Source organism: Kordia sp., assembly GCF_022447245.1.
GTDB lineage: Bacteria > Bacteroidota > Bacteroidia > Flavobacteriales > Flavobacteriaceae > Kordia.
This window is the reverse complement of record NZ_JAKVBC010000003.1, coordinates 187,005-206,103: the sequence shown is the minus strand read 5'-3', so window position 1 is coordinate 206,103 and position 19,099 is coordinate 187,005. Positions and strand designations below refer to the sequence as shown.

General features: G+C 33.4%; 18 protein-coding genes. 6 read left to right on the top strand and 12 right to left on the bottom strand.

Translation table 11 applies throughout. The features are described from left to right. Positions 1-351: 351 nt before the first annotated feature. Together MK119_RS03640 and mnmE are read right to left on the bottom strand one after the other, a co-directional pair. Positions 352-543: a hypothetical protein gene (locus MK119_RS03640; protein ID WP_290670996.1), complete on the bottom strand. Its 192-nt coding sequence runs from the start codon at positions 541-543 to the stop codon at positions 352-354. A gap of 42 nt (positions 544-585) precedes the next feature. Beyond that, positions 586-1,977 (bottom strand): tRNA uridine-5-carboxymethylaminomethyl(34) synthesis GTPase MnmE, encoded by a 1,392-nt coding sequence (gene mnmE, locus MK119_RS03635; protein ID WP_290670994.1) that lies wholly within the window; start codon positions 1,975-1,977, stop codon positions 586-588. Between the two features lie 257 nt (positions 1,978-2,234). Between mnmE and MK119_RS03630 the strand changes: the two genes are divergently transcribed. Beyond that, positions 2,235-3,617: an AbgT family transporter gene (locus tag MK119_RS03630; protein ID WP_290670992.1), complete on the top strand. Its 1,383-nt coding sequence runs from the start codon at positions 2,235-2,237 to the stop codon at positions 3,615-3,617. A 2-nt stretch (positions 3,618-3,619) separates the two neighbouring features. Beyond that, a complete protein-coding gene (gene argE, locus MK119_RS03625; protein ID WP_290670990.1) occupies positions 3,620-4,765 on the top strand; it encodes an acetylornithine deacetylase in 1,146 nt (381 codons plus the stop codon). 191 nt (positions 4,766-4,956) lie between these two features. Here the strand turns inward: argE and dnaN are convergent, their stop codons facing one another. The 6 genes from dnaN to MK119_RS03595 all read right to left on the bottom strand — a co-directional run bounded on the left by dnaN (position 4,957) and on the right by MK119_RS03595 (position 10,659). Then, positions 4,957-6,075, bottom strand: coding sequence for a DNA polymerase III subunit beta (dnaN, locus tag MK119_RS03620; protein WP_290670988.1), 1,119 nt, complete (start codon positions 6,073-6,075; stop codon positions 4,957-4,959). 151 nt (positions 6,076-6,226) lie between these two features. Further along, entirely contained in the window at positions 6,227-7,909 is a 1,683-nt protein-coding gene (gldG, locus tag MK119_RS03615) for a gliding motility-associated ABC transporter substrate-binding protein GldG (RefSeq protein ID WP_290670986.1), read from the bottom strand. A 2-nt stretch (positions 7,910-7,911) separates the two neighbouring features. After that, the gene (gene gldF / locus MK119_RS03610) at positions 7,912-8,637 is read right to left on the bottom strand and encodes a gliding motility-associated ABC transporter permease subunit GldF (protein ID WP_290670984.1); all 726 of its coding nucleotides are present in this window, start codon (positions 8,635-8,637) and stop codon (positions 7,912-7,914) included. Continuing rightward, positions 8,638-9,453, bottom strand: a complete 816-nt coding sequence (locus MK119_RS03605; protein WP_290670982.1) for a class I SAM-dependent methyltransferase — start codon at positions 9,451-9,453, stop codon at positions 8,638-8,640. It lies immediately after the preceding gene. Between the two features lie 75 nt (positions 9,454-9,528). After that, complete coding sequence (locus tag MK119_RS03600; RefSeq protein WP_290670980.1) at positions 9,529-9,825, bottom strand: antibiotic biosynthesis monooxygenase family protein; 297 nt, start codon at positions 9,823-9,825, stop codon at positions 9,529-9,531. Positions 9,826-9,828: 3 nt separating this feature from the next. Beyond that, the gene (locus tag MK119_RS03595; protein WP_290670978.1) at positions 9,829-10,659 is read right to left on the bottom strand and encodes an SAM-dependent chlorinase/fluorinase; all 831 of its coding nucleotides are present in this window, start codon (positions 10,657-10,659) and stop codon (positions 9,829-9,831) included. Positions 10,660-10,767: 108 nt separating this feature from the next. Here MK119_RS03595 and MK119_RS03590 point away from each other — a divergent pair, with 108 nt between their 5' ends. Both MK119_RS03590 and MK119_RS03585 read left to right on the top strand, forming a co-directional pair. Next, positions 10,768-11,721: a PhoH family protein gene (locus MK119_RS03590; protein WP_290670976.1), complete on the top strand. Its 954-nt coding sequence runs from the start codon at positions 10,768-10,770 to the stop codon at positions 11,719-11,721. A 104-nt stretch (positions 11,722-11,825) separates the two neighbouring features. Beyond that, positions 11,826-12,776 (top strand): phosphoribosylaminoimidazolesuccinocarboxamide synthase, encoded by a 951-nt coding sequence (locus MK119_RS03585; RefSeq protein WP_290670974.1) that lies wholly within the window; start codon positions 11,826-11,828, stop codon positions 12,774-12,776. A gap of 59 nt (positions 12,777-12,835) precedes the next feature. Here MK119_RS03585 and MK119_RS03580 read toward each other — a convergent pair whose 3' ends face one another. Together MK119_RS03580 and MK119_RS03575 are read right to left on the bottom strand one after the other, a co-directional pair. Next, entirely contained in the window at positions 12,836-12,997 is a 162-nt protein-coding gene (locus MK119_RS03580; protein ID WP_290670972.1) for a hypothetical protein, read from the bottom strand. Positions 12,998-13,375: 378 nt separating this feature from the next. Next, a complete protein-coding gene (locus tag MK119_RS03575; protein WP_290670970.1) occupies positions 13,376-15,799 on the bottom strand; it encodes a zinc-dependent metalloprotease in 2,424 nt (807 codons plus the stop codon). A gap of 505 nt (positions 15,800-16,304) precedes the next feature. Between MK119_RS03575 and MK119_RS03570 the strand changes: the two genes are divergently transcribed. Beyond that, the gene (locus MK119_RS03570; RefSeq protein ID WP_290670968.1) at positions 16,305-17,909 is read left to right on the top strand and encodes a helix-turn-helix domain-containing protein; all 1,605 of its coding nucleotides are present in this window, start codon (positions 16,305-16,307) and stop codon (positions 17,907-17,909) included. A 95-nt stretch (positions 17,910-18,004) separates the two neighbouring features. Beyond that, the gene (locus MK119_RS03565; protein ID WP_290670966.1) at positions 18,005-18,196 is read left to right on the top strand and encodes a hypothetical protein; all 192 of its coding nucleotides are present in this window, start codon (positions 18,005-18,007) and stop codon (positions 18,194-18,196) included. A gap of 85 nt (positions 18,197-18,281) precedes the next feature. Here the strand turns inward: MK119_RS03565 and MK119_RS03560 are convergent, their stop codons facing one another. Both MK119_RS03560 and MK119_RS03555 read right to left on the bottom strand, forming a co-directional pair. Then, positions 18,282-18,491: a hypothetical protein gene (locus tag MK119_RS03560; RefSeq protein WP_290670964.1), complete on the bottom strand. Its 210-nt coding sequence runs from the start codon at positions 18,489-18,491 to the stop codon at positions 18,282-18,284. A 225-nt stretch (positions 18,492-18,716) separates the two neighbouring features. Next, the gene (locus MK119_RS03555; protein WP_290670962.1) at positions 18,717-18,905 is read right to left on the bottom strand and encodes a hypothetical protein; all 189 of its coding nucleotides are present in this window, start codon (positions 18,903-18,905) and stop codon (positions 18,717-18,719) included. Between the last annotated feature and the right edge of the window lie 194 nt (positions 18,906-19,099).

The window sequence follows — 19,099 nt, the reverse complement described above, 5'->3', positions numbered from 1 at the left end:
TTTTAGATCGTTTACAATCCAAGATAATTCTGTTTCAATGTTCTGGTTTAAATCGTTCCATGTTGGATAGATGAGTACATCAGGTTGTATGCCTTCAGTAATAGTTTCAGCGGCAGCTTTTTGTGAATTTTCTTGGTATTCTTTCTCAAAGGTATACTGAAGTTCTAATTCTTGAAGTTTTTTTGTTGCTTCAATATTAAAAAGTGAATCTGTGTATTTTTTGTATTGGCGATGCTATAAATAGGCCGATTTACAATTTTCTAATCGATACCATAATCGACTCTTTTTGCAATAGGCAGAAGCTAACTTTTGCTTAAATCCTTCTTTTTTTGGAAAGTACAATCGCTGAATCTACATATTTTCCGCTTTTCTAAAATTATAATCCAACTCGTATTCGCCTATGTTGAGTAAGGCTATAATTTTTTCTGTATTGGAAACACCGTTGTTCTGGTGTTCTTCTAATTGAAGAAGTGTACGATTTGTTTCTTGTGAAAAACAAATTGTTGTTATGAAAATTAGTAAGGGGAAAAGAAAACGTTTCATTGCTATCAAATTTTCGAATTAGAAAGTAATTCTTCTGTATGTTTACTTCCCTATACAGAAGTTTGCAAAGATGTTTCCAAGCAGATCATCAGTCGTGATTTCTCCTGTAATTTCACCAAAATGGAACAATGCTTGACGAATATCAATTGCCATTAAATCACCGGATAAACCAGATTCCAATCCGTAATGAACTTTATCAATTTCTTCCAAGGCTTTTAATAACGCATCATAATGGCGTGTATTGGTGATAATAGTTTCATTGTTACGTAAAGCACCAGTATTGACAAAAGAAACGAGTTTTTCTTTTAATGAATCCACACCAATGTTTTCTTTAGCAGAAAGAATATGAATCTGTTCAATTTCTGCCTTCAATTCTTCGATTTGCTCATCTTGAAGCATATCAATTTTATTAGCAACAATAATCAAAGGCTTTTGCGGATATTTATTCTTGATTTTTCCAATTTCTGTTTTTAAAATCTCTAAGCTATCAACTGTCAACTGTGAACTATCAATTAAGTAAATAACAACTTGTGCTTGCTCAATTTTTTCAAACGTCTTTTGTATGCCGATACTTTCTACCACATCTTTGGTTTCTCTAATTCCAGCAGTATCTATAAATCGGAACGAAATTCCATCGATTACCAATTCGTCTTCAATCGTATCACGTGTTGTTCCAGCAATGTCAGAAACAATAGCACGTTCTTCATTCAATAAAGCATTTAATAAGGTAGATTTCCCAACATTTGGTTCACCTACAATCGCAACAGGAATTCCATTCTTTATCACATTTCCAACAGCAAACGAATCAATCAAGCGTTTCAGAACAAATTGAATTCGTTCTACTAAAGTTTTAAATTGTGTACGATCGGCAAATTCAACATCTTCTTCCGCAAAATCAAGTTCTAATTCAATTAAAGAAGCAAAATTTAAGAGTTCTTCGCGTAAATTTTTAATCTCGTTGCTAAATCCACCACGCATTTGTTGCATTGCCAATTGATGCGATGCTTCAGAGTCACTAGCAATCAAATCTGCTACAGCTTCTGCTTGCGATAAATCTAATTTTCCATTTAAGAATGCTCTCAATGTAAATTCTCCTGCATTGGCATTTCTACAACCATTACGTAATAAAAGCTGAATAATTTGCTGCTGAATGTACACCGAACCATGGCAGGAAATCTCAATGGTATTTTCTCCCGTGTAGGAGTGAGGTCCTTTAAACAAAGAGACCAATACTTCATCCAAATAGCGATTCTCATCTACAATATGCCCTAAATGAATGGTATGCGATTTCTGTTTCGATAATTGCTTATTACGAATCGATTTAAAAAGTGGTTCACAAATCGTAATGGCATCTTTTCCAGAAACTCGAATCACAGAAATTGCGCCCGCACCAGAAGGTGTTGCTAAAGCGACAATTGTATCATTTGGAATCATAGTGTAAAATTTGTGCAAAAGTAAGGAATATGTTTGGTATTATTTGAGTGTTCAATATTTAGTATAAGGTTTTATTGCAATTTACTTTGACAGACTTAGTATGAGCGCTTTTGGGCATTCGTACTGAGAATTGAGTTACACATAGATAAATATTTTTAAATGCACTTCATAGAATCTAGTCTTCTCTAAATAATTTGATTAAATTACGCATCCTTACTTATAAATAGGATACAATATTGAACACAACATCAAAAAAATTGAAACGATGGTATGAACATATTCCTCATGCCGTTGTGATCATATTCTTTATTATCGTTTTTGTAACATTATTAACGTATTTGATTCCTGCAGGAGAATTTAAACGCATGTTAATTGACGGTCGCAACCGTGTGATACCAAATTCGTATAAAACTATTCCAAATACACCTATTGGCTTTTTAGACATGTTTAAAGCGATTCCTTTAGGTTTTAAAGCTGCTGCAGAAGTCATATTCGTAGTACTTTCTGGAGGAATTATGTTTGGTATCATGGAACGTACAAAAGCTATTGAAAATGCTGTAGGTACATTTGTCAAAACACTTGGACATGAAAAAAAATACCTAGCAGTTGTCATTATTACCTTTATTTATGGAGCTTTGGGTATTTTTGTGGGCTATGAACATAATATTGCAATGGTTCCTATTGCAGCTGTAGTTGCCTTGGCACTTGGTGGCGATTTACTGTTAGCCTCAGGTATCTCAGTTGGAGCAATTACAGTTGGGTTTGGACTGTCGCCAATAAATCCATATACGGTTGGTATTGGACATAAAATTGCAGAGTTGCCATTATTTTCAGGTGCTTTGTTACGCAGTATACTGTGTTTGAGTGCGCTTAGTTTTTTAGCATATTATAATGTGCGGTATTTAAAAAAGATTACCAAAAACCCTGAAAAGAGCCTTGGAAAAGGATTAAATATAGATGGTATTTCGCTATCAAAACCTATTAAAGAGTATAAAATATCTGCCAATAACTGGTTAGTGATTTCTGGATTTCTCATGGGATTGGCAGCGATTTTATATGGTGTTTTCAATCTTTCATGGTATTTGAATGAAATTTCAGCTGTATTTTTAATGGTAGCTATTGCTGTGGGAATTATTGGAAAAATGAATACAACTAATTTTAGTGAAACATTACTAAAATCAGTTGCTTATGTCGCACCAGGAGCTTTTATGGTAGGTTTTGCCACAACTATAAAAGTATTATTAGAAATGGGACATATAAGTGATACAATTTCATTTCATTTGGCAGAATTACTAAAAGATTTACCATTGCATGTTTCTGCGGTTGGTATGTCTATATCACAAAGTTTTATAAACTTTTTTATTCCATCAGGAAGTGGACAAGCATTAGCCACTTTACCTGTAATGATTCCTACAGGAGAAGTGATTGGTTTAACGAATCAAACAACGATTTTTGCATTTCAAATAGGTGATGGAGTTTCTAATTTAATCAATCCGACACTTGGCGGATTAATCGCAATGTTAAGTATGTGTCGTGTCTCTATAGATCGTTGGTTTCGATTTATACTTCCCGTCACCATAACCATATTTATTTTTTCAGCAATAACACTAGTAATAGCAGTATTAATAGGCTATAATTAATTATGAATGTAACTACAATATTAAGTCATTTAGTAAGCTTTCCTGTTTTAGGAGGCGAAAGTAATTTAGAAATTATTCATTGGATTAAAGAATATGTTGAATCACATGGAATCACCACAACATTGGTTCCAAATGAAGAAAATACAAAAGCTTCTTTACACTGTAGAATTGGTCCGGCAGTAGATGGCGGAGTAATCCTTTCGGGGCATACCGATGTAGTTCCTGTAAAAGGACAAGTTTGGGATACTGATCCATTTGTTTTAACTGAAAAAGAAGGAAAGCTATACGCTCGTGGAAGTTGTGATATGAAAGGTTTTGTAGCTTGTTGTTTGGCAGTTTTGCCTACTATGATAAAGGCTGATTTAAAAAAACCGATCTATTTTGCGTTTAGTTATGATGAAGAAATTGGCTGTTTGGCTGCGCCTGATTTGATTAAGGATATTCAAAAAACATATACAGAAACTCCTAAATATGCCATTATAGGTGAACCATCAATGTTAGAACCTGTCATTGGTAAAAAAGGGATTTGTTATGTAAAAACAGAAGTCAATGGTTCTGCAGGACATAGTAGTGGAATTCATAAAGAAGTGAGTGCCATTCATGAAAGTACACGATTGATACTTTGGCTAGAGAATAAAATGAAAGCAATGGCAGCAACTTCCAATGACGATCGTTTCAATCCACCGCATTCTACCATACATGTAGGGCAACTGCAAGGAGGTGTAGCTACCAATATAGTGGCAGATTATTGTGGTTTTGAATGGGATATTCGTGTCATTCCAAAAGATAATATTCACCAAGTATTTGAAGATTATTTTGCCTTCTGTGAAGTAACAGAAGCGGAAGTAAGAAAAAAATTCTCAGATTTTAAGATTACAAATACTTTAATACATCCGCCAGTTCCAGCTTTAGATACCAAAGAAACTGATAGTATTGTGGGATTAGTCCAAAAACTAACCGGAAATTATATGTGGAAAACAGTTGCGTATGCCGCCGAAGCTGGACAGTTTCATGAAGGCGGATATGAAAGTATAATCTGCGGCCCAGGAAGTATAGAACAAGCACATAGAGCCAATGAATTTGTAACTCAAGAACAATTGGATAGTTGTGTTGAAATACTTGAAAAGTTGGTGCAGGAGATGAGTTAAAGCACTTTTTTAGGAATTAGATCGCTCCGCTTTTTGGTATTAGGGATTAATGTTGGAAGCAACATTGAATCTTCTAACTTTAGAAAATAAAAAATCCGCTACACATACTGTATAGCGGATTTTCAATATATTTTATAAAAGATTTTTCAGGTAAGAACTAATACCTAATCCCCAATACATAATGCCTAAAATTAATTATTCAACATCACTGGCATCACCAACATAGTAATATGTTCTCCTTCTTCCAATCCATCGATTGGTGTTAAGATTCCAGCTCTGTTTGGTAGAGACATTTCTAAAGAAACATCATCCGAACCTAAGTTGTTGATCATTTCTGTTAAGAAACGCGAGTTGAAGCCAATTTGCATATCATCACCTTGGTAATCACATGTCAAACGCTCTTCTGCTTTGTTTGAGTAATCAATATCTTCTGCAGAAATATTCAATTCAGCACCTGCAATCTTTAAACGAATTTGGTGTGTCGTTTTGTTTGAGAAGATACTCACACGACGTACAGAGTTTAAGAATTGATTTCTGTTGATCTCTAATTTATTTGGATTCTCTTTCGGAATTACCGCTTCGTAGTTTGGATACTTTCCATCAATTAAACGACAAACCAATACAGTATTGTGAAAGCTAAATTTAGCATTACTGTCATTGTATTCGATTAGTACTTCTTCTTCGCTTCCTCCTAAGATTCCTTTTAAAAGATTCAAAGGTTTCTTTGGCATGATGAATTCTGCTACTTGAGAAGCATTCAAATCCGTACGTTGGTATTTTACCAATTTGTGAGCATCTGTTGCAACAAAGGTTAAATTTTCTGGTGAAAACTGGAAAAATACACCACTCATTACAGGACGTAAGTCATCATTACCTGAAGCAAAAATAGTTTTGCTAATTGCCGTAGATAACACATTTCCTTCAATAGTAGTAGAACTAGGTTCTTTTAACTCTACAGAAGCAGGAAACTCATCTCCATCAGCATACGCTAGTGCATACTTACCGTGATTTGAGCTAATTTCGACAGTATTATTATCTTCCACAATAAACGTTAATGGTTGTTCTGGAAATGTTTTTAAAGTATCTAATAATAACTTTGCAGGAACTGCAATATTTCCTGTGCTATCTGATTCTACCGTTAAAACCGACGACATCGTGGTTTCTAAATCAGAAGCAGATACTTTCAATTCGTTTTCATTCAATTGAAACAGAAAGTTATCTAAAATAGGTAAGGTGTTACTGTTATTAATTACGCCTCCTAAAACTTGAAGTTGTTTTAATAGATATGTACTTGATACAATAAATTTCATGTGCTTATGTTCTATTTAATGTTCAAAAATAATTCTTCTCAATCAATTTGCATAGCTTTTAAGCGCTAAATTCATGCGAAAAGAATTACATTGTTATATTCCTACAAATATATCTTAAATGTTGTTGTAAAGAAAGGAAACTTATTAACAACTATTTGGCAAATTTACGTTTACGAATATAGGTAAATACCACCCCGAAAATTGCAAGGATTGCAAGTGGAAACCCAATGTTTATCCATTGCCAGTACGATTTTTCGTCCGTTACTTTTTGACTATCTAAGAAGGCTAACTTTAATTCTTTCGATCGAATGTTTATAAGTCCGTTGTTGTCCAAAAGGTAATTTACAGAATTTAACAGGAATTCTTTGTTTCCATATTGACGTTTTGTGATGATATCATAACCCAATTCCTGAGGTTTTCCACGAGAAACTTGATTCTTTACCACATCGCCATCTGCGATAATCAACATCTTAGATTCGCCTTTATTTTTTGCATTTGGTAAATCAAAAGGTTTGACACGATTTGCATAGACAGACTCAAACGTTCCTTCTAATAAAACTGCTAAATTTTGATCACCTTTTCCTTGATAAGTTTCTGGTTTTGGTTCGTTTTCTATAATACTAAGTGAAATTTCTTTTGGAATTCCTTCCAATTTAGATTGCGGCGAACTTTTTAGTAGAACTGTTTTTTTAGGACCTTTCTTTAAAAGATCAATTTGATTAGCAAATTCAAAACGCACCAAGTTGGTATTTGTTGTGATTGGATGGTTTGTCGCCGCTTGTACCAACGGATTGTAACGCCATTGTACAGGCAAATACTGTGCGTTGCTACCTTCACCAAATTCCATACCGATGGCAGCACATTGCATATCATTTACTAATTTAGGATTGATGCGAATTCCGTAGTTAAAAAAGAAATCTTGCAGACCTAAATCTCTTGGAAATGCCAATGTTTTTCCTTTTTGACGAATGCTATCCATTTCAGCTTGAGCAGTTTCTATCATCCATAATGATTTTCCACCACGCATCGTATATTGATCGAGAATGTATTTTTCTTTATCGGAAAACTTTTTCGTGGGTTTTGGAACAACTAAAAGATCAAAACGTTCTAAGTTTTCTAATGTTTTTTCAGGATCATCTGGAAATGCCGTGATATCAAAAGATCCAAGATTGTAATACTCTACCAATGCTTTTTGAAAGCCATAAATATAAATATCATCTAATTCGTCATGCCCTCTTAAAATGGCAACACGCTGCCTTTTAACAATAGTTAATTTACTAAAGGCATCTGCAAAAGCATATTCTAAATGTTGTACCGAACTGGCAATTTTTTCATGATCAGAATTGGCTAAATTATTTTTGTAAAGCGAAATCTTCACATTTTTATTTTCATATTGTGCTATTGCCCATGGATACACGACCTCTTGCGAAACCTTATTGGCAGCTTCTTCAGTAACATATCGAGGTTTCATCTCGTTATTATTCAAAAAATCAACTGCATTTTCTTTGACAGGATCTACAAAAGTGTATTCAACATTATCATTGTAGGCTGAAAATTCTTCTAGTAATTGTTCCGTTTCATCTGCCAAACGCTTGTATTCTGTAGGCAAATCACCTTTTAAAAAGACGGTAATAGTTACAGGAGATGTTACCGTTGTCAATGTGTTTTTAGAAGCTTCGGATAAGGTATAACGTTTGTCTTGAGTTAAGTCAAAACGTGTAAATACGCTACTAGCGATAACATTCAAAATAATCAATCCAACTACAACTAACAGTATTTTAAGACTGATATGAATTTCTTTTTTAGTGTTATTATTCTCGGTTTGATTTTTCAAGCTTATCGTTTTTTTAGTTGTAATACAGTTAAGAATAAAAAGAAGATAGTGACACTTACAAAGTATATCACATCTCTAGTATCAATGACACCACGTGCAATGCTATCAAAATGACGTTTCATTCCTATTTTTTCAATCGTAGGATTAAAATCTCCAAACATATCTGCGTTGGCAATACCTTCAAATCCAAAATACATAATAAAACAGATAAATACAGCAGCAATAAATGCCACAATTTGATTCTGCGAAAGCGTAGAGGTAAAGATGCCAATACTCGTATACGCTGCAATAAAAAATAACAAACCAAAGTAAGATCCTAGCGTACTTCCTACATCTAAGTTTCCTGTAGGATTTCCTAAATTCCAAACAGTAAATACGTATAAGAGTGTTGGAATGAGCGCTAGTAAAATCAACACAAAAGCACCAAAATATTTACCTAGTACAATTTGCCAACCCGAAATTGGTTTGGTCAATAGCAATTCAAGCGTTCCCAGGCGTTTTTCTTCCGAAAAGCTTCTCATAGTAATAGCAGGAATTAAAAAGATAAGAATCCAAGGTGCTAAAACGAAAAACGGTGTTAAATCGGCAAATCCGTAATTCAAAATATTGAATTCTCCTTTAAAAAACCATAAAAACAATCCGTTGAGAATTAAAAATATGGCAATCACCAAATATCCTATCGATGAGGAGAAAAAGGAATTGATTTCTTTTCTAAGTATGGCTAACATTTAGTTCTTTTTTAATACAATTATATCTTGATATGATAAGGTATTTTCAGTTCTTCCAGACCATGTGCCTGGGAAATAGTTGACAATTTGAAAACCTTTTGCTTCAAACTGTGCAAAAATATAGTCTTTATCAAACGCTACATTGGCTTCTTTTACTTTTTCATCCATCAACGCATAGGTTTGTCGATCGACTTTAAAATTCATTTTACTTGACGACATGTGTTTGCGAGAGGTTTCATCCAAAATAAAAAACGTTGCCAAACATATTTTTTTAGTATCTAAAACTCGATAAATTTCTCCTAAATAATGCAATACATCCGCAGGCATCATGTGTGTAAATACAGATGTTAAAAAAGCAAAATCGAAACTTGAATTGTCATACGGAAATGTAAAATCTTTTGCTTCAGCATTGGTATTTAAATTATACAAATCGTTCTTTAACGGCGTAAACTTAAATGTGAAATTTGGATATTTTGATGTAATATTTGCAGTACACCAATCCACACCTTGTGCAACAACATCAAAACCTTTGTACGTTCCATTTTCGTTTAAAAATTCTGTAAACGGAATTGCCATACGACCAATTCCTGAACCTATATCCAAAATGCGGCTGTCTGGTTGGATGTTTCCGTATGCTTTAAAATAGCCAAAGAAAATTTCGCCAATCTCTATATAATTTCCAGGACCTGTATACACATATCCTTTTGGCGGTTCCAATTCGTGACGTTTTCTAAAAAGATCAATAGGTGCGTATACTACTTTTCTCAGTAATAATCGTTGTTTGGGCGATAAGCGGTAGTATAATGATCTTAACATATATGCTGTAATTATTGCTTCTTTTTACAGAAGCTATGAATGTGTAACGTTTGGTTCTGGGTTCTAGTATTTTTCTTAGGACAAACTCACTAATTTATCAACGCTCCATGCATAGGGTTTGTCGTTAAACATGGCTTTGGTTTGCGTCCATACATTTTTAAATAACTCTGAGTTTCGGTACGCTTCTAATTCGTCTACATGCTTCCAATGACTGTACGTAAAGAATATTTCAGGATTATTTTTATCCTGATACAACTCTAAAAACTCACAACCTTCACGATCTTTAATGGATTGTTTCTTTTCTTCAAACAATGCCAAAAAATCAGGAATATATTTTGAGTGAAAACTCATCTTTACTATACGTACAAACATAAATTATATAAAATTAATCGTTATGGTATCTCTAAATCGTAAACCGAAAAGGGTAGAAGCGCTTCCAACCGTTTGCGGATTACTTTTATAAATAGCCAATTCTAAAAAGTTAGCTGAATTAAACAATGCTAATTTTTTACCATCTTCTTCACGTTTGTGTTTTTCCAAATTGAAATTAATAGCATCGCTATAACACTCGTGAATGGTTTTAAACTTGTAATTTCGTGCTGAAATCTCAAAATTGCGACCTTTTCCAACATCTTTAAATAGCTTTCGCGTGATATTGGACACTACATTTCCGTAATTGTCAATATAAATTACATTTCCAATAATTTGATTTTCATCGGTATTGACTACAGGTTTGAGTCCCGTTAAATGTTTGATGTTTTGGATGGTTTTTCCAATAACTTCCAAAGTTCCGCCACGTGCAATATGGCAAGCCACTTGTACAAAAACGTCCAACACAGGGAAATTTGTCTCGATACGATCGTGAATATTAATTTCTACAATCTTTTCAGGAACAATCTCTGCAGCAATCAAACTCATAATTCCGTTATCGGCACAAACGAAAAAATGACCGTCTAATTTAAGTGCGATATGTTTATTTTCTGGATTCAACTCAGAGTCAATTCCGATAATATGAATACTGCCTTTAGGAAAACTATTAAACGCATTTTGAATAATATACGCAGCTTCTGTAATGCTAAAAGGATTTATGCTGTGTGAGATATCAACAATACGAACGTCAGGTAACTCACTATATATAGCTCCTTTAACTGCGCCTACAAAATGGTCTTTTTCCCCAAAATCAGTTGTCAGTGTAATAATTGCCATTGGCGAATTGTTGATATTTTTTTAAATTTAATCTATTAAAAAATGGTAAGTTTGCTCTGCAAATCTAAAAAAACAAAACGGAAATCTAATCTTTAATACGAGTCGCTTTTGAACGAAATTATTTTTGAACTTTCTGAGATCAGTCCAAGAGAGTTTTTTGGTCACCAAAATACCAATATAGAATTGCTTAAAAAATACTTCCCAAAACTTAAAATCGTTGCCAGGGGAAACAAAATCAAGGCCTATGGAGATGAAGCATTATTGGAAGAATTTGACAAGCGCTTAACGATGCTTATGGTGCACTTTAGTAAGTACAATAAAATTGATGAAAATGTTATTGAACGAGTACTTACAAGTGATAGCACAAAAGATTATGATACTTCTGAAGCAAGTGGAGAAACCTTAGTACACGGTGCTAATGGAAAACTCATCAAAGCCATTACAGCAAATCAACGGAAGTTGGTTGAGATGATGAATAAAAATGATATGGTGTTTGCTATTGGTCCAGCAGGAACTGGAAAAACCTATACAGGAGTTGCTTTGGCAGTAAGAGCTTTAAAAAATAAAGAAGTAAAACGTATCATTTTAACGCGTCCTGCGGTAGAAGCTGGTGAGAGTTTAGGATTTTTACCTGGAGATTTAAAAGAAAAACTTGATCCGTATATGCAACCGTTGTATGATGCATTACGTGATATGATTCCGCCGGAAAAATTAGCCAAATATATAGAGGATGGTACCATACAAATTGCGCCAATGGCCTTTATGCGTGGACGTACCTTAGATAATGCCTTTGTGATTTTGGATGAAGCGCAAAACACAACACATGCGCAAATGAAGATGTTTTTAACGCGCATGGGAAAAAATGCAAAATTCATGCTAACAGGTGATCCAGGACAAATTGATTTGCCAAGAAGAGTCATTTCTGGACTAAAAGAAGCATTATTAGTGCTAAAAGACATCAAAGGAATTGGAATGATTTATTTGGATGATAAAGATGTCGTTCGTCATAGATTGGTGAAGAAAGTGATTGAAGCCTACAAAAGTATAGAACATCAGAACTAAACTTTGACTCCTCTCACTTTGCAATTGAATATTGAATCATATGAAAAATTATTTTAGTTAACAGCTAACAGCCAAAACCAGCAACAACACACAACACAACAATAATGAGTAATACAATTACGGCTACGAATTTTAATTTTCCGAATCAAACAGCAAAATACACAGGAAAAGTACGTGAGGTATATACAATCAATGATGATCTATTGGTCATGATTGCCACTGATCGTTTGTCAGCTTTTGATGTAGTGATGCCTAAAGGAATTCCTTTCAAAGGGCAAATTTTAAATCAAATTGCAACCAAAATGATGAAAGCTACGGAGCATTTAGTACCAAATTGGTTGATTGCAACACCAGATCCAAATGTAGCTATCGGACACAATTGTGAACCTTTTAAAGTAGAAATGGTCATTCGTGGCTATTTATCAGGTCATGCAGCACGTGAATACAAAGCAGGAAAACGAATGCTTTGTGGAGTGGAAATGCCAGAAGGAATGATTGAAAATGATAAATTTCCATCACCAATCATCACGCCAGCAACGAAAGCCGAAATGGGCGAACATGATGAAGATATTTCTCGTGAAGATATTCTTGCTCGTGGAATTGTTTCAGAAGAAGATTATATTCAATTAGAAAAATATACACGTTTATTGTTTGAAGAAGGGACAAAAATTGCCCAAGAACGTGGATTGATCTTAGTAGATACCAAATATGAATTTGGAAAAACAAAAGACGGTAAAATTGTTTTAATCGATGAAATTCATACACCAGATTCTTCTCGTTATTTTTACGCAGATACTTACGAGGAATTACAAGCGAAGCAAGAACCGCAAAAACAATTGTCCAAGGAATTTGTACGTCAATGGCTAATTAGTAATGGTTTTCAAGGAAAAGAAGGACAAGAAGTGCCTTTTATGAGTGATGAATATATCAATTCTGTTTCTGATCGTTATACTGAATTATACGAAAATATTACAGGTGATACTTTTGAAAAAGGAGATGTGAATGATATTAACAAGAGAATTGAGGAGAATGTAGTTTCGTTTTTAGCGAAGTAAATTTTATAAATACTCAATACAAAAAGTAAAGCGGCATTAAAAAATGCCGCTTTACTTTTTTAGTTACTAGCTGAAATATCTAAGCCATCAGCACTATTTATGGTAATGATACTATGCGTATTCAATTGCCAATCAAAAGTTGGAGCTGTTCCTGTGGCTATGACTTCTTCCCGTGCATTGGTTAAAGATTGCCTTTCTTCATCTTTATATTCAAATACCAATCCGTTTAGGAAAATGTTAGTAGAATTTCCATAGGTTACTTCTTTTCCTTATTTTCTTGGGTTTAAAGAGAATTTTTCTTCCAAAGATGGTTTTTGAATGTCATTTCTTTGGCGTACTAAAAAAATTACATTAATATAATTCTTAGAATTGTTGTTGAATGTTTTTCTTCCAGACATGATTAAAAAATTTACAGGTTAATGATTAATTATATCAAATTCACGCCTAAAAAAAGAAAGAAATAACGTGCATTTTCGCTATTTGATAAAGAAGTGTAGTTTTTAACTAACTGTAATTTAAGTAAGTATAATTTATGATGCACATAAAAAAAGGCTTCAATACTGAAGAAGCCTCTTTATGTTTTTTATAAAAATCTGTAACTATTTGATTTCTTTCAGTGCATTGTCAATCATAGTTTTTAAGTGTGACTTGTGAGCTTTCGTAGCTAAATCACCTAAACCATTAGCTGCAAATCTTCGGATGGTCTTTAAGTTATAAATTGCCATGGATTGTGCAATATTATTAAAACGTCCTTTAGATCTTCCAGTTAACATTTGAACTAACATATTTGTATATTCTAACTGTAAATTTTGTCTGAATGAATTCACAGAAGTATTGATATCTGCATTAAAAATTGCTTTATTCAATTCTCTCATGTATTCTTGAATCTTATACTTATTTCCGTATAACTCAGAATCTACAATACGTTGTAAAGTATTTGGATGTAATAAATGTGCTAAAACGCCCATTTGTCTGCGTAAGGCAGTATTATGAATTTTTGGATCTTCTGTGCCACGCCCTAAATTAAATCCTCTACGTTGTCTTGCCAAGTGCGAATACAAATCTGCAGGAATATCATTTGCATTTGGAGCAAATAAATAGTCTTTTAAGGCTTTCATAGCTCTTTTTTGATCTTCATAACTTACTGGCGTATACGGTTGTGTTCCGCCAGCTTGTCCTTGCATTGCTCTATCTACATAGACACCACCAATGAAACGTGATATTACATTTACCGCGCTAGATTTTTGACTTTGTAAAATACTATGTGCAACTACTAAATTTTGGTATGACTTTCCATAATCGTTGTACTTAGAGCGTAGATTCTTTGTCATATCATTTACCAACTTAATTCTGTTGATAGAATAAGTAATTTGATCGTTAGATAAATCACCAACCATGACTCTTGGATCAATTGCTTTTCCGGGACTTCTCATGTCGTCAGCATCATTACCAAAAATCAATTCTGGCTCTGTTGATCTTTTTAAGATATCATCGAGTTCTTTTAACGTCTTTACGGGTTTATACCCAAACTCAATTGCCCAAATATCGTATGGACCTAATGTTGTTGTAAAATAGTGCCCTTGTTGTTCTCTATCATTAGTAACATTAATGGCTTCATAGTCCATTACAGAACCTGTTAAGGCTTTTCCTTTGATATATTCTTTATCAGCTAATTGTGCTGGAGAATGCAATTGACTTGATTTCATGTTATGATTTAATCCTAAGGTATGACCAACTTCGTGCATAATTAAGTGTGTTAATCCTTCATTACGTAATACTTCTTTTTCTTCTTCGGAAGCATTCATAATCGTCAAAGCTGTAGCCCCAAAAACACTGTTTTCGTGCATTAAATCTCCTATTGAACATTGTTTGTAATAGTTTTTGAAATTTTGCAATTCTTTTTCTGCGTCTTCTAAATTATCTATAGAATATTCACTCATAGTTTCAAATAACCTTTCATAACGAACTCTATTGGTTTGGTGAGTATATTCTAACATTACATCAGCACCTAAAATTTGTCCAGTTCTTGGGTTTACAAAACTAGGTCCATATCCACCAAATGGAGGTCTTGGCGAAGATGTCCATCGTAATACATTGTAACGAATATCTCCTGCGTCCCAATCAGCATCATCTGGTTGAACTTTTACCACCATTGCATTTTTGAACCCTGCTTTTTCAAATGCGATGTTCCAACGCAATACAGCTTCTTTGATTGTTTCTCTGTATTCATGAGGTGTTGTATTCTCAATCCACCAGGTAATTGGCTCCACAGGTTCAGAAATTGCAGCATTAGGATCTTTTTTCTCTAAATGCCATCTATGCACATAATCTCTATATGGCGTATTGCTTGGCGTAGTCATATCGGTAACCTGCGTAGTGAAATATCCAACTCTAGGATCATCAAATCGAGGAACATACGTATTATCAGGAATCTGAATCAAACTATGATTTACCTTAATGGTCACGTTTCTTCCATCTGTCACTGCATTAGATCCGCCATTTAAAACAGCTGGCTTAGAGTATACATATTCTATTACTAAATCTGTATTTTCTGGATAATTTTTAATAGCATTTACTTTTGATTTTCCTTTATTTAGATTTCCTAATGTAAATGCAAATGGACCTTGCCCAGGAAAACGAGGTGGCTTTATTTGTGAAAATGTTTCTTTTAAAAAGATGTCATCGGCTTTGATTAAATACAAGCCTTTTTCATCATCTGTCGCTTCAATTTTGATACTAGCCATCACACCTTCACTGATATTAGCACCTGCTGATTTTGCCAAAGCACTTTCAGGGTTATAATAGTATGAATTGTTTTTAGTAACAAATTCTATTTTGTTGAAGTATTTCTTAACGGTGAAAATTTTAGAACCTCTGTAAGAGCCTCTAAATGCTCCAATATCCATAACACCATCATTAATTTGACTAAAATAAATAAACTCTTTCTCTAATTGATCTTTAGAAATAACCATTTGAAGCGCACCAGTAATTGTATCTTGATAGATAGTAAAAAGACCTTCCATCTTTTTACTTTTTTTTGTTAAATCTGCAATAGATTTTTTGCTCGATTTCTTCTTTGGTTCAACGTTCTCTGTATCGCCTTTTTTGCCCTTTTTTCTTTTTTTACGTTATGCATTAGCGTCAGGGGAAGCTAAAAATGCAAACAGTAAAATCAAGACCAAAAATATCCTGTTTTTTGATTGAGATTTCAATGTCATAATTACTTTTTAATTTTTGGGATTGCTAATTAATTTCAAAAGTAACTTTTTCATGAAGTTTTATTTCTTAAAATCAAGTTAAAAAGCTTATTTTGAGATTGCTTTGATATCGACTTTTATAGATAATATCCCTAATTTTTGATGTTTCTAAAAAAAGTAAAGAGAATGCTTTGTCATATTTTTAAAAAAACTTTATTTTCCCAAAAGGATATAAATATTCGTTATGAACCGCTTTTTTTACTATTGTTTAGTATGTATCTTAATTTATGCTTGCGCATATTCTACACAGTCATCAAGCACAAATGATAATGTGAAAACAATATTAGAAGAAGCTGAGGAAATGCTACTTAATTATCAAGGAATAGAAACTGATACGATGATGGAACTTCGTATGGAGTATTTTCATAAAGCAACGACTTTCAATGATTCTATACATACATATCGAGCACATTTTTATTTAGGAGCCTTTTACCAAAGCAGAGGCATTTACAAAGAAGCCATGACCGAATATGATAAAGCCCTGCAAAGTATTTCTGATGATGCTGATAGTGCACGTTATGTGCAAACGAAAATTGCTATTGCAACCACAGAAATTGAATTAGGAAATAAATACAAAGCAGGTGAAATATTATTAGATGCTTATGAAGTTGCAGAACGGAATAAACGTACCTTGCAATTGATTAATATTAATGGGAATATGGGAATTTTGAGCTTGGATTTGAATAATTTTCAAGAAGCAAAGGAAAGTTTTGCAGAAGCCATTAATACGATAGAAGAGAAGGATTTAATCACAAAAGATTCTATTAATTATGTAGAGGATTATATCAATTACCACATGTTTTTGGCAAAAGCTTATCAAGCAGAGAAAGAGTTAGACTCTGCAATGTTGTTCATTGACAAAGGAATTATTATTGCTGATTATTATAATGATATTGAAGGAAAAGCATATTTGTTTGAACTAAAAGGCAAGACTAATATTGCACAAAAAAAATTTCCAGAAGCATATTCAAATCTAATTGCATCTAAAGAAATATTTACAGATGCAAGAAATGAAAAACAAGTCTCTAAAGTCATGTATTTGTTGGCAGACTATCATTTTCAAAAAGGAGAAACGGAACTAGCGTTGAATTTGTTAAAAGAATTGGAACTTAGATACGCGGAAGATCAGCTTTTAGAAACAGGTTATTATGATGCTTTGGTGTTGGAAGCCAATGTGCATAAGGAAAGTAAAAACTTTGAGCAAGAATCTATATATCGACAAAAAGCAACAGAGATTAATGCAAACATTTTAGCAAAGGAAAACAAGGCAACAGTATTTCAAACAGCTACACAATACAAAATAGAAAAAATTAAAAATAAATTTGAAGCACAACATCAAAAGGATGAGAAGCGTTTTTATACCTTCTTGAGCATTGCTATTGGTGTAATTGTTGTGTTTGGGTTTTTATTGTATAGACAATTTAGAAAGAAAAAAATCCCAGTAGTACTTCAAAACGAAACTCCAAAAGAACTGGAAGTCGTTACAGAAAAAAAGGAAAAAACACCATCGCAAACCACAATTAAAAGTGATAAAACGGTGGATGAAATTTTGCAAAAACTGAAAAACTTAGAAGCGCAAGAATTTTATCTAAATCCCAAATATAATCTCTATGCTACAGCTAAAAAAATAGACACGAATACAACTTATTTGTCTACCATTTTGAATACGCACAAAAAGATGACATTTACAGAGTATTTAAATAATCTTCGCATTCAGTATACGCTCAATAGACTAGAAGAAGATAAGAAATTTCGTATGTATACTATCAAGGCTATCGCCAAAGAAGTGGGTTATAAAAGTCATGGATCTTTTTCACGCGCATTCAAATCCAAAACAGGAGAAAACCCATCTACTTACTTAAAAAAAATCCGTTAAATAAGTCTGTTCAATTTATAAAATGGCAAGCCTTTTTTTAGCAATTATTGATGGCTGTTGTGTATATTTAGGTAAACTTAACAAACATATTTACAATGAAAACTGAACGAAAAATATTAAGATTTACCAAAATAAAGATTGCCAGAGTCGATTCACTCAACATTATTGGAAAAGGAACAAATCCTAATACGCTGATTCCCAATTGTGCCTCGGAAGAATCAAGGACACCTAAAGGAGGACGCACACAATCGACTTCACACAATACACAATGTGATACAACCAATTAATTTGATACAACAATAAGTGTTAAAGGCTTCTTGCAACCAAACAAGTAGCCTTTTTTAACTTTTAGTAACCTAATAACTACTAAAATTATGATGTTTGTGCATCATCACAAGTGTATACTTGTAAACAACCAATTAAATTGTGGCAATAAAAAGGTCCTGTTACGCGTCCTGCGCAATCACATCCGCATTTTGATAAGTCTAAATCGCCAATGTTCCAACCAGCTCCACCGTTAATTTGGCTTTGCTCAGTTTTAGAAATTTTTGAGGCACCTTTAATATTTAATATATTTTTCATGATTAAAAAAGTTTAGTTAGTTCTTACTCTATGAAAGGTTTTTCAGGGATCACCTTCTTTGGGTTAAGAATTGTAGCTCTTAGTTTTTTTAATAGCAATATCTTCAAAAGGAGACTTTAGCTCAAAAAGGCTCCGTGATGTTTATCAGAAGCCTTTCTTTCCCCTAAATGGTAGTCTGCTTATGTATGACTACATTTACTTTTGTTCGCTTTTAAAAATTGTATGTTATATATCGTCATCACAAGTATATATTTGAGGACAAGCAATTAAATCCTCACAATACTTTGGTCCAGTTACGCGCCCTGCACAATCGCATCCGCAACCGAAGAAACCACCAGCTCCGCCATTAATTTGGCTTTGATCTTGCTTTGAAATAGCCGAAACTCCTTTAATGTTTAAAATGTTTTTCTTCATAATTTCAAGTTTTTAAGTTAATAATTTGAGTTATAAATTGCAATTATATTAAGCCACTCTGCAATTCATGAGTACAAATTTAGGAGGTGTGTAAGCCGAAAGAAAGGAGTAGTATTTCTGTTTTAAAAAACAAGCTGTTCAATTTATAAAATGGAAAGGATAAATTCACCCGAAAGTATGAGTGTTTACCATAA

Coding starts and splice junctions, on each gene's coding strand:
- MK119_RS03640 (WP_290670996.1), bottom strand. CDS start 543: ATGAAACGTTTTCTTTTCCCCTTACTAATTTTCATAACAACAATTTGT.
- mnmE (WP_290670994.1), bottom strand. CDS start 1,977: ATGATTCCAAATGATACAATTGTCGCTTTAGCAACACCTTCTGGTGCG.
- argE (WP_290670990.1), top strand. CDS start 3,620: ATGAATGTAACTACAATATTAAGTCATTTAGTAAGCTTTCCTGTTTTA.
- dnaN (WP_290670988.1), bottom strand. CDS start 6,075: ATGAAATTTATTGTATCAAGTACATATCTATTAAAACAACTTCAAGTT.
- gldF (WP_290670984.1), bottom strand. CDS start 8,637: ATGTTAGCCATACTTAGAAAAGAAATCAATTCCTTTTTCTCCTCATCG.
- MK119_RS03605 (WP_290670982.1), bottom strand. CDS start 9,453: ATGTTAAGATCATTATACTACCGCTTATCGCCCAAACAACGATTATTA.
- MK119_RS03600 (WP_290670980.1), bottom strand. CDS start 9,825: ATGTTTGTACGTATAGTAAAGATGAGTTTTCACTCAAAATATATTCCT.
- MK119_RS03595 (WP_290670978.1), bottom strand. CDS start 10,659: ATGGCAATTATTACACTGACAACTGATTTTGGGGAAAAAGACCATTTT.
- MK119_RS03585 (WP_290670974.1), top strand. CDS start 11,826: ATGAGTAATACAATTACGGCTACGAATTTTAATTTTCCGAATCAAACA.
- MK119_RS03575 (WP_290670970.1), bottom strand. CDS start 15,799: ATGGAAGGTCTTTTTACTATCTATCAAGATACAATTACTGGTGCGCTT.
- MK119_RS03565 (WP_290670966.1), top strand. CDS start 18,005: ATGAAAACTGAACGAAAAATATTAAGATTTACCAAAATAAAGATTGCC.
- MK119_RS03560 (WP_290670964.1), bottom strand. CDS start 18,491: ATGAAAAATATATTAAATATTAAAGGTGCCTCAAAAATTTCTAAAACT.
- MK119_RS03555 (WP_290670962.1), bottom strand. CDS start 18,905: ATGAAGAAAAACATTTTAAACATTAAAGGAGTTTCGGCTATTTCAAAG.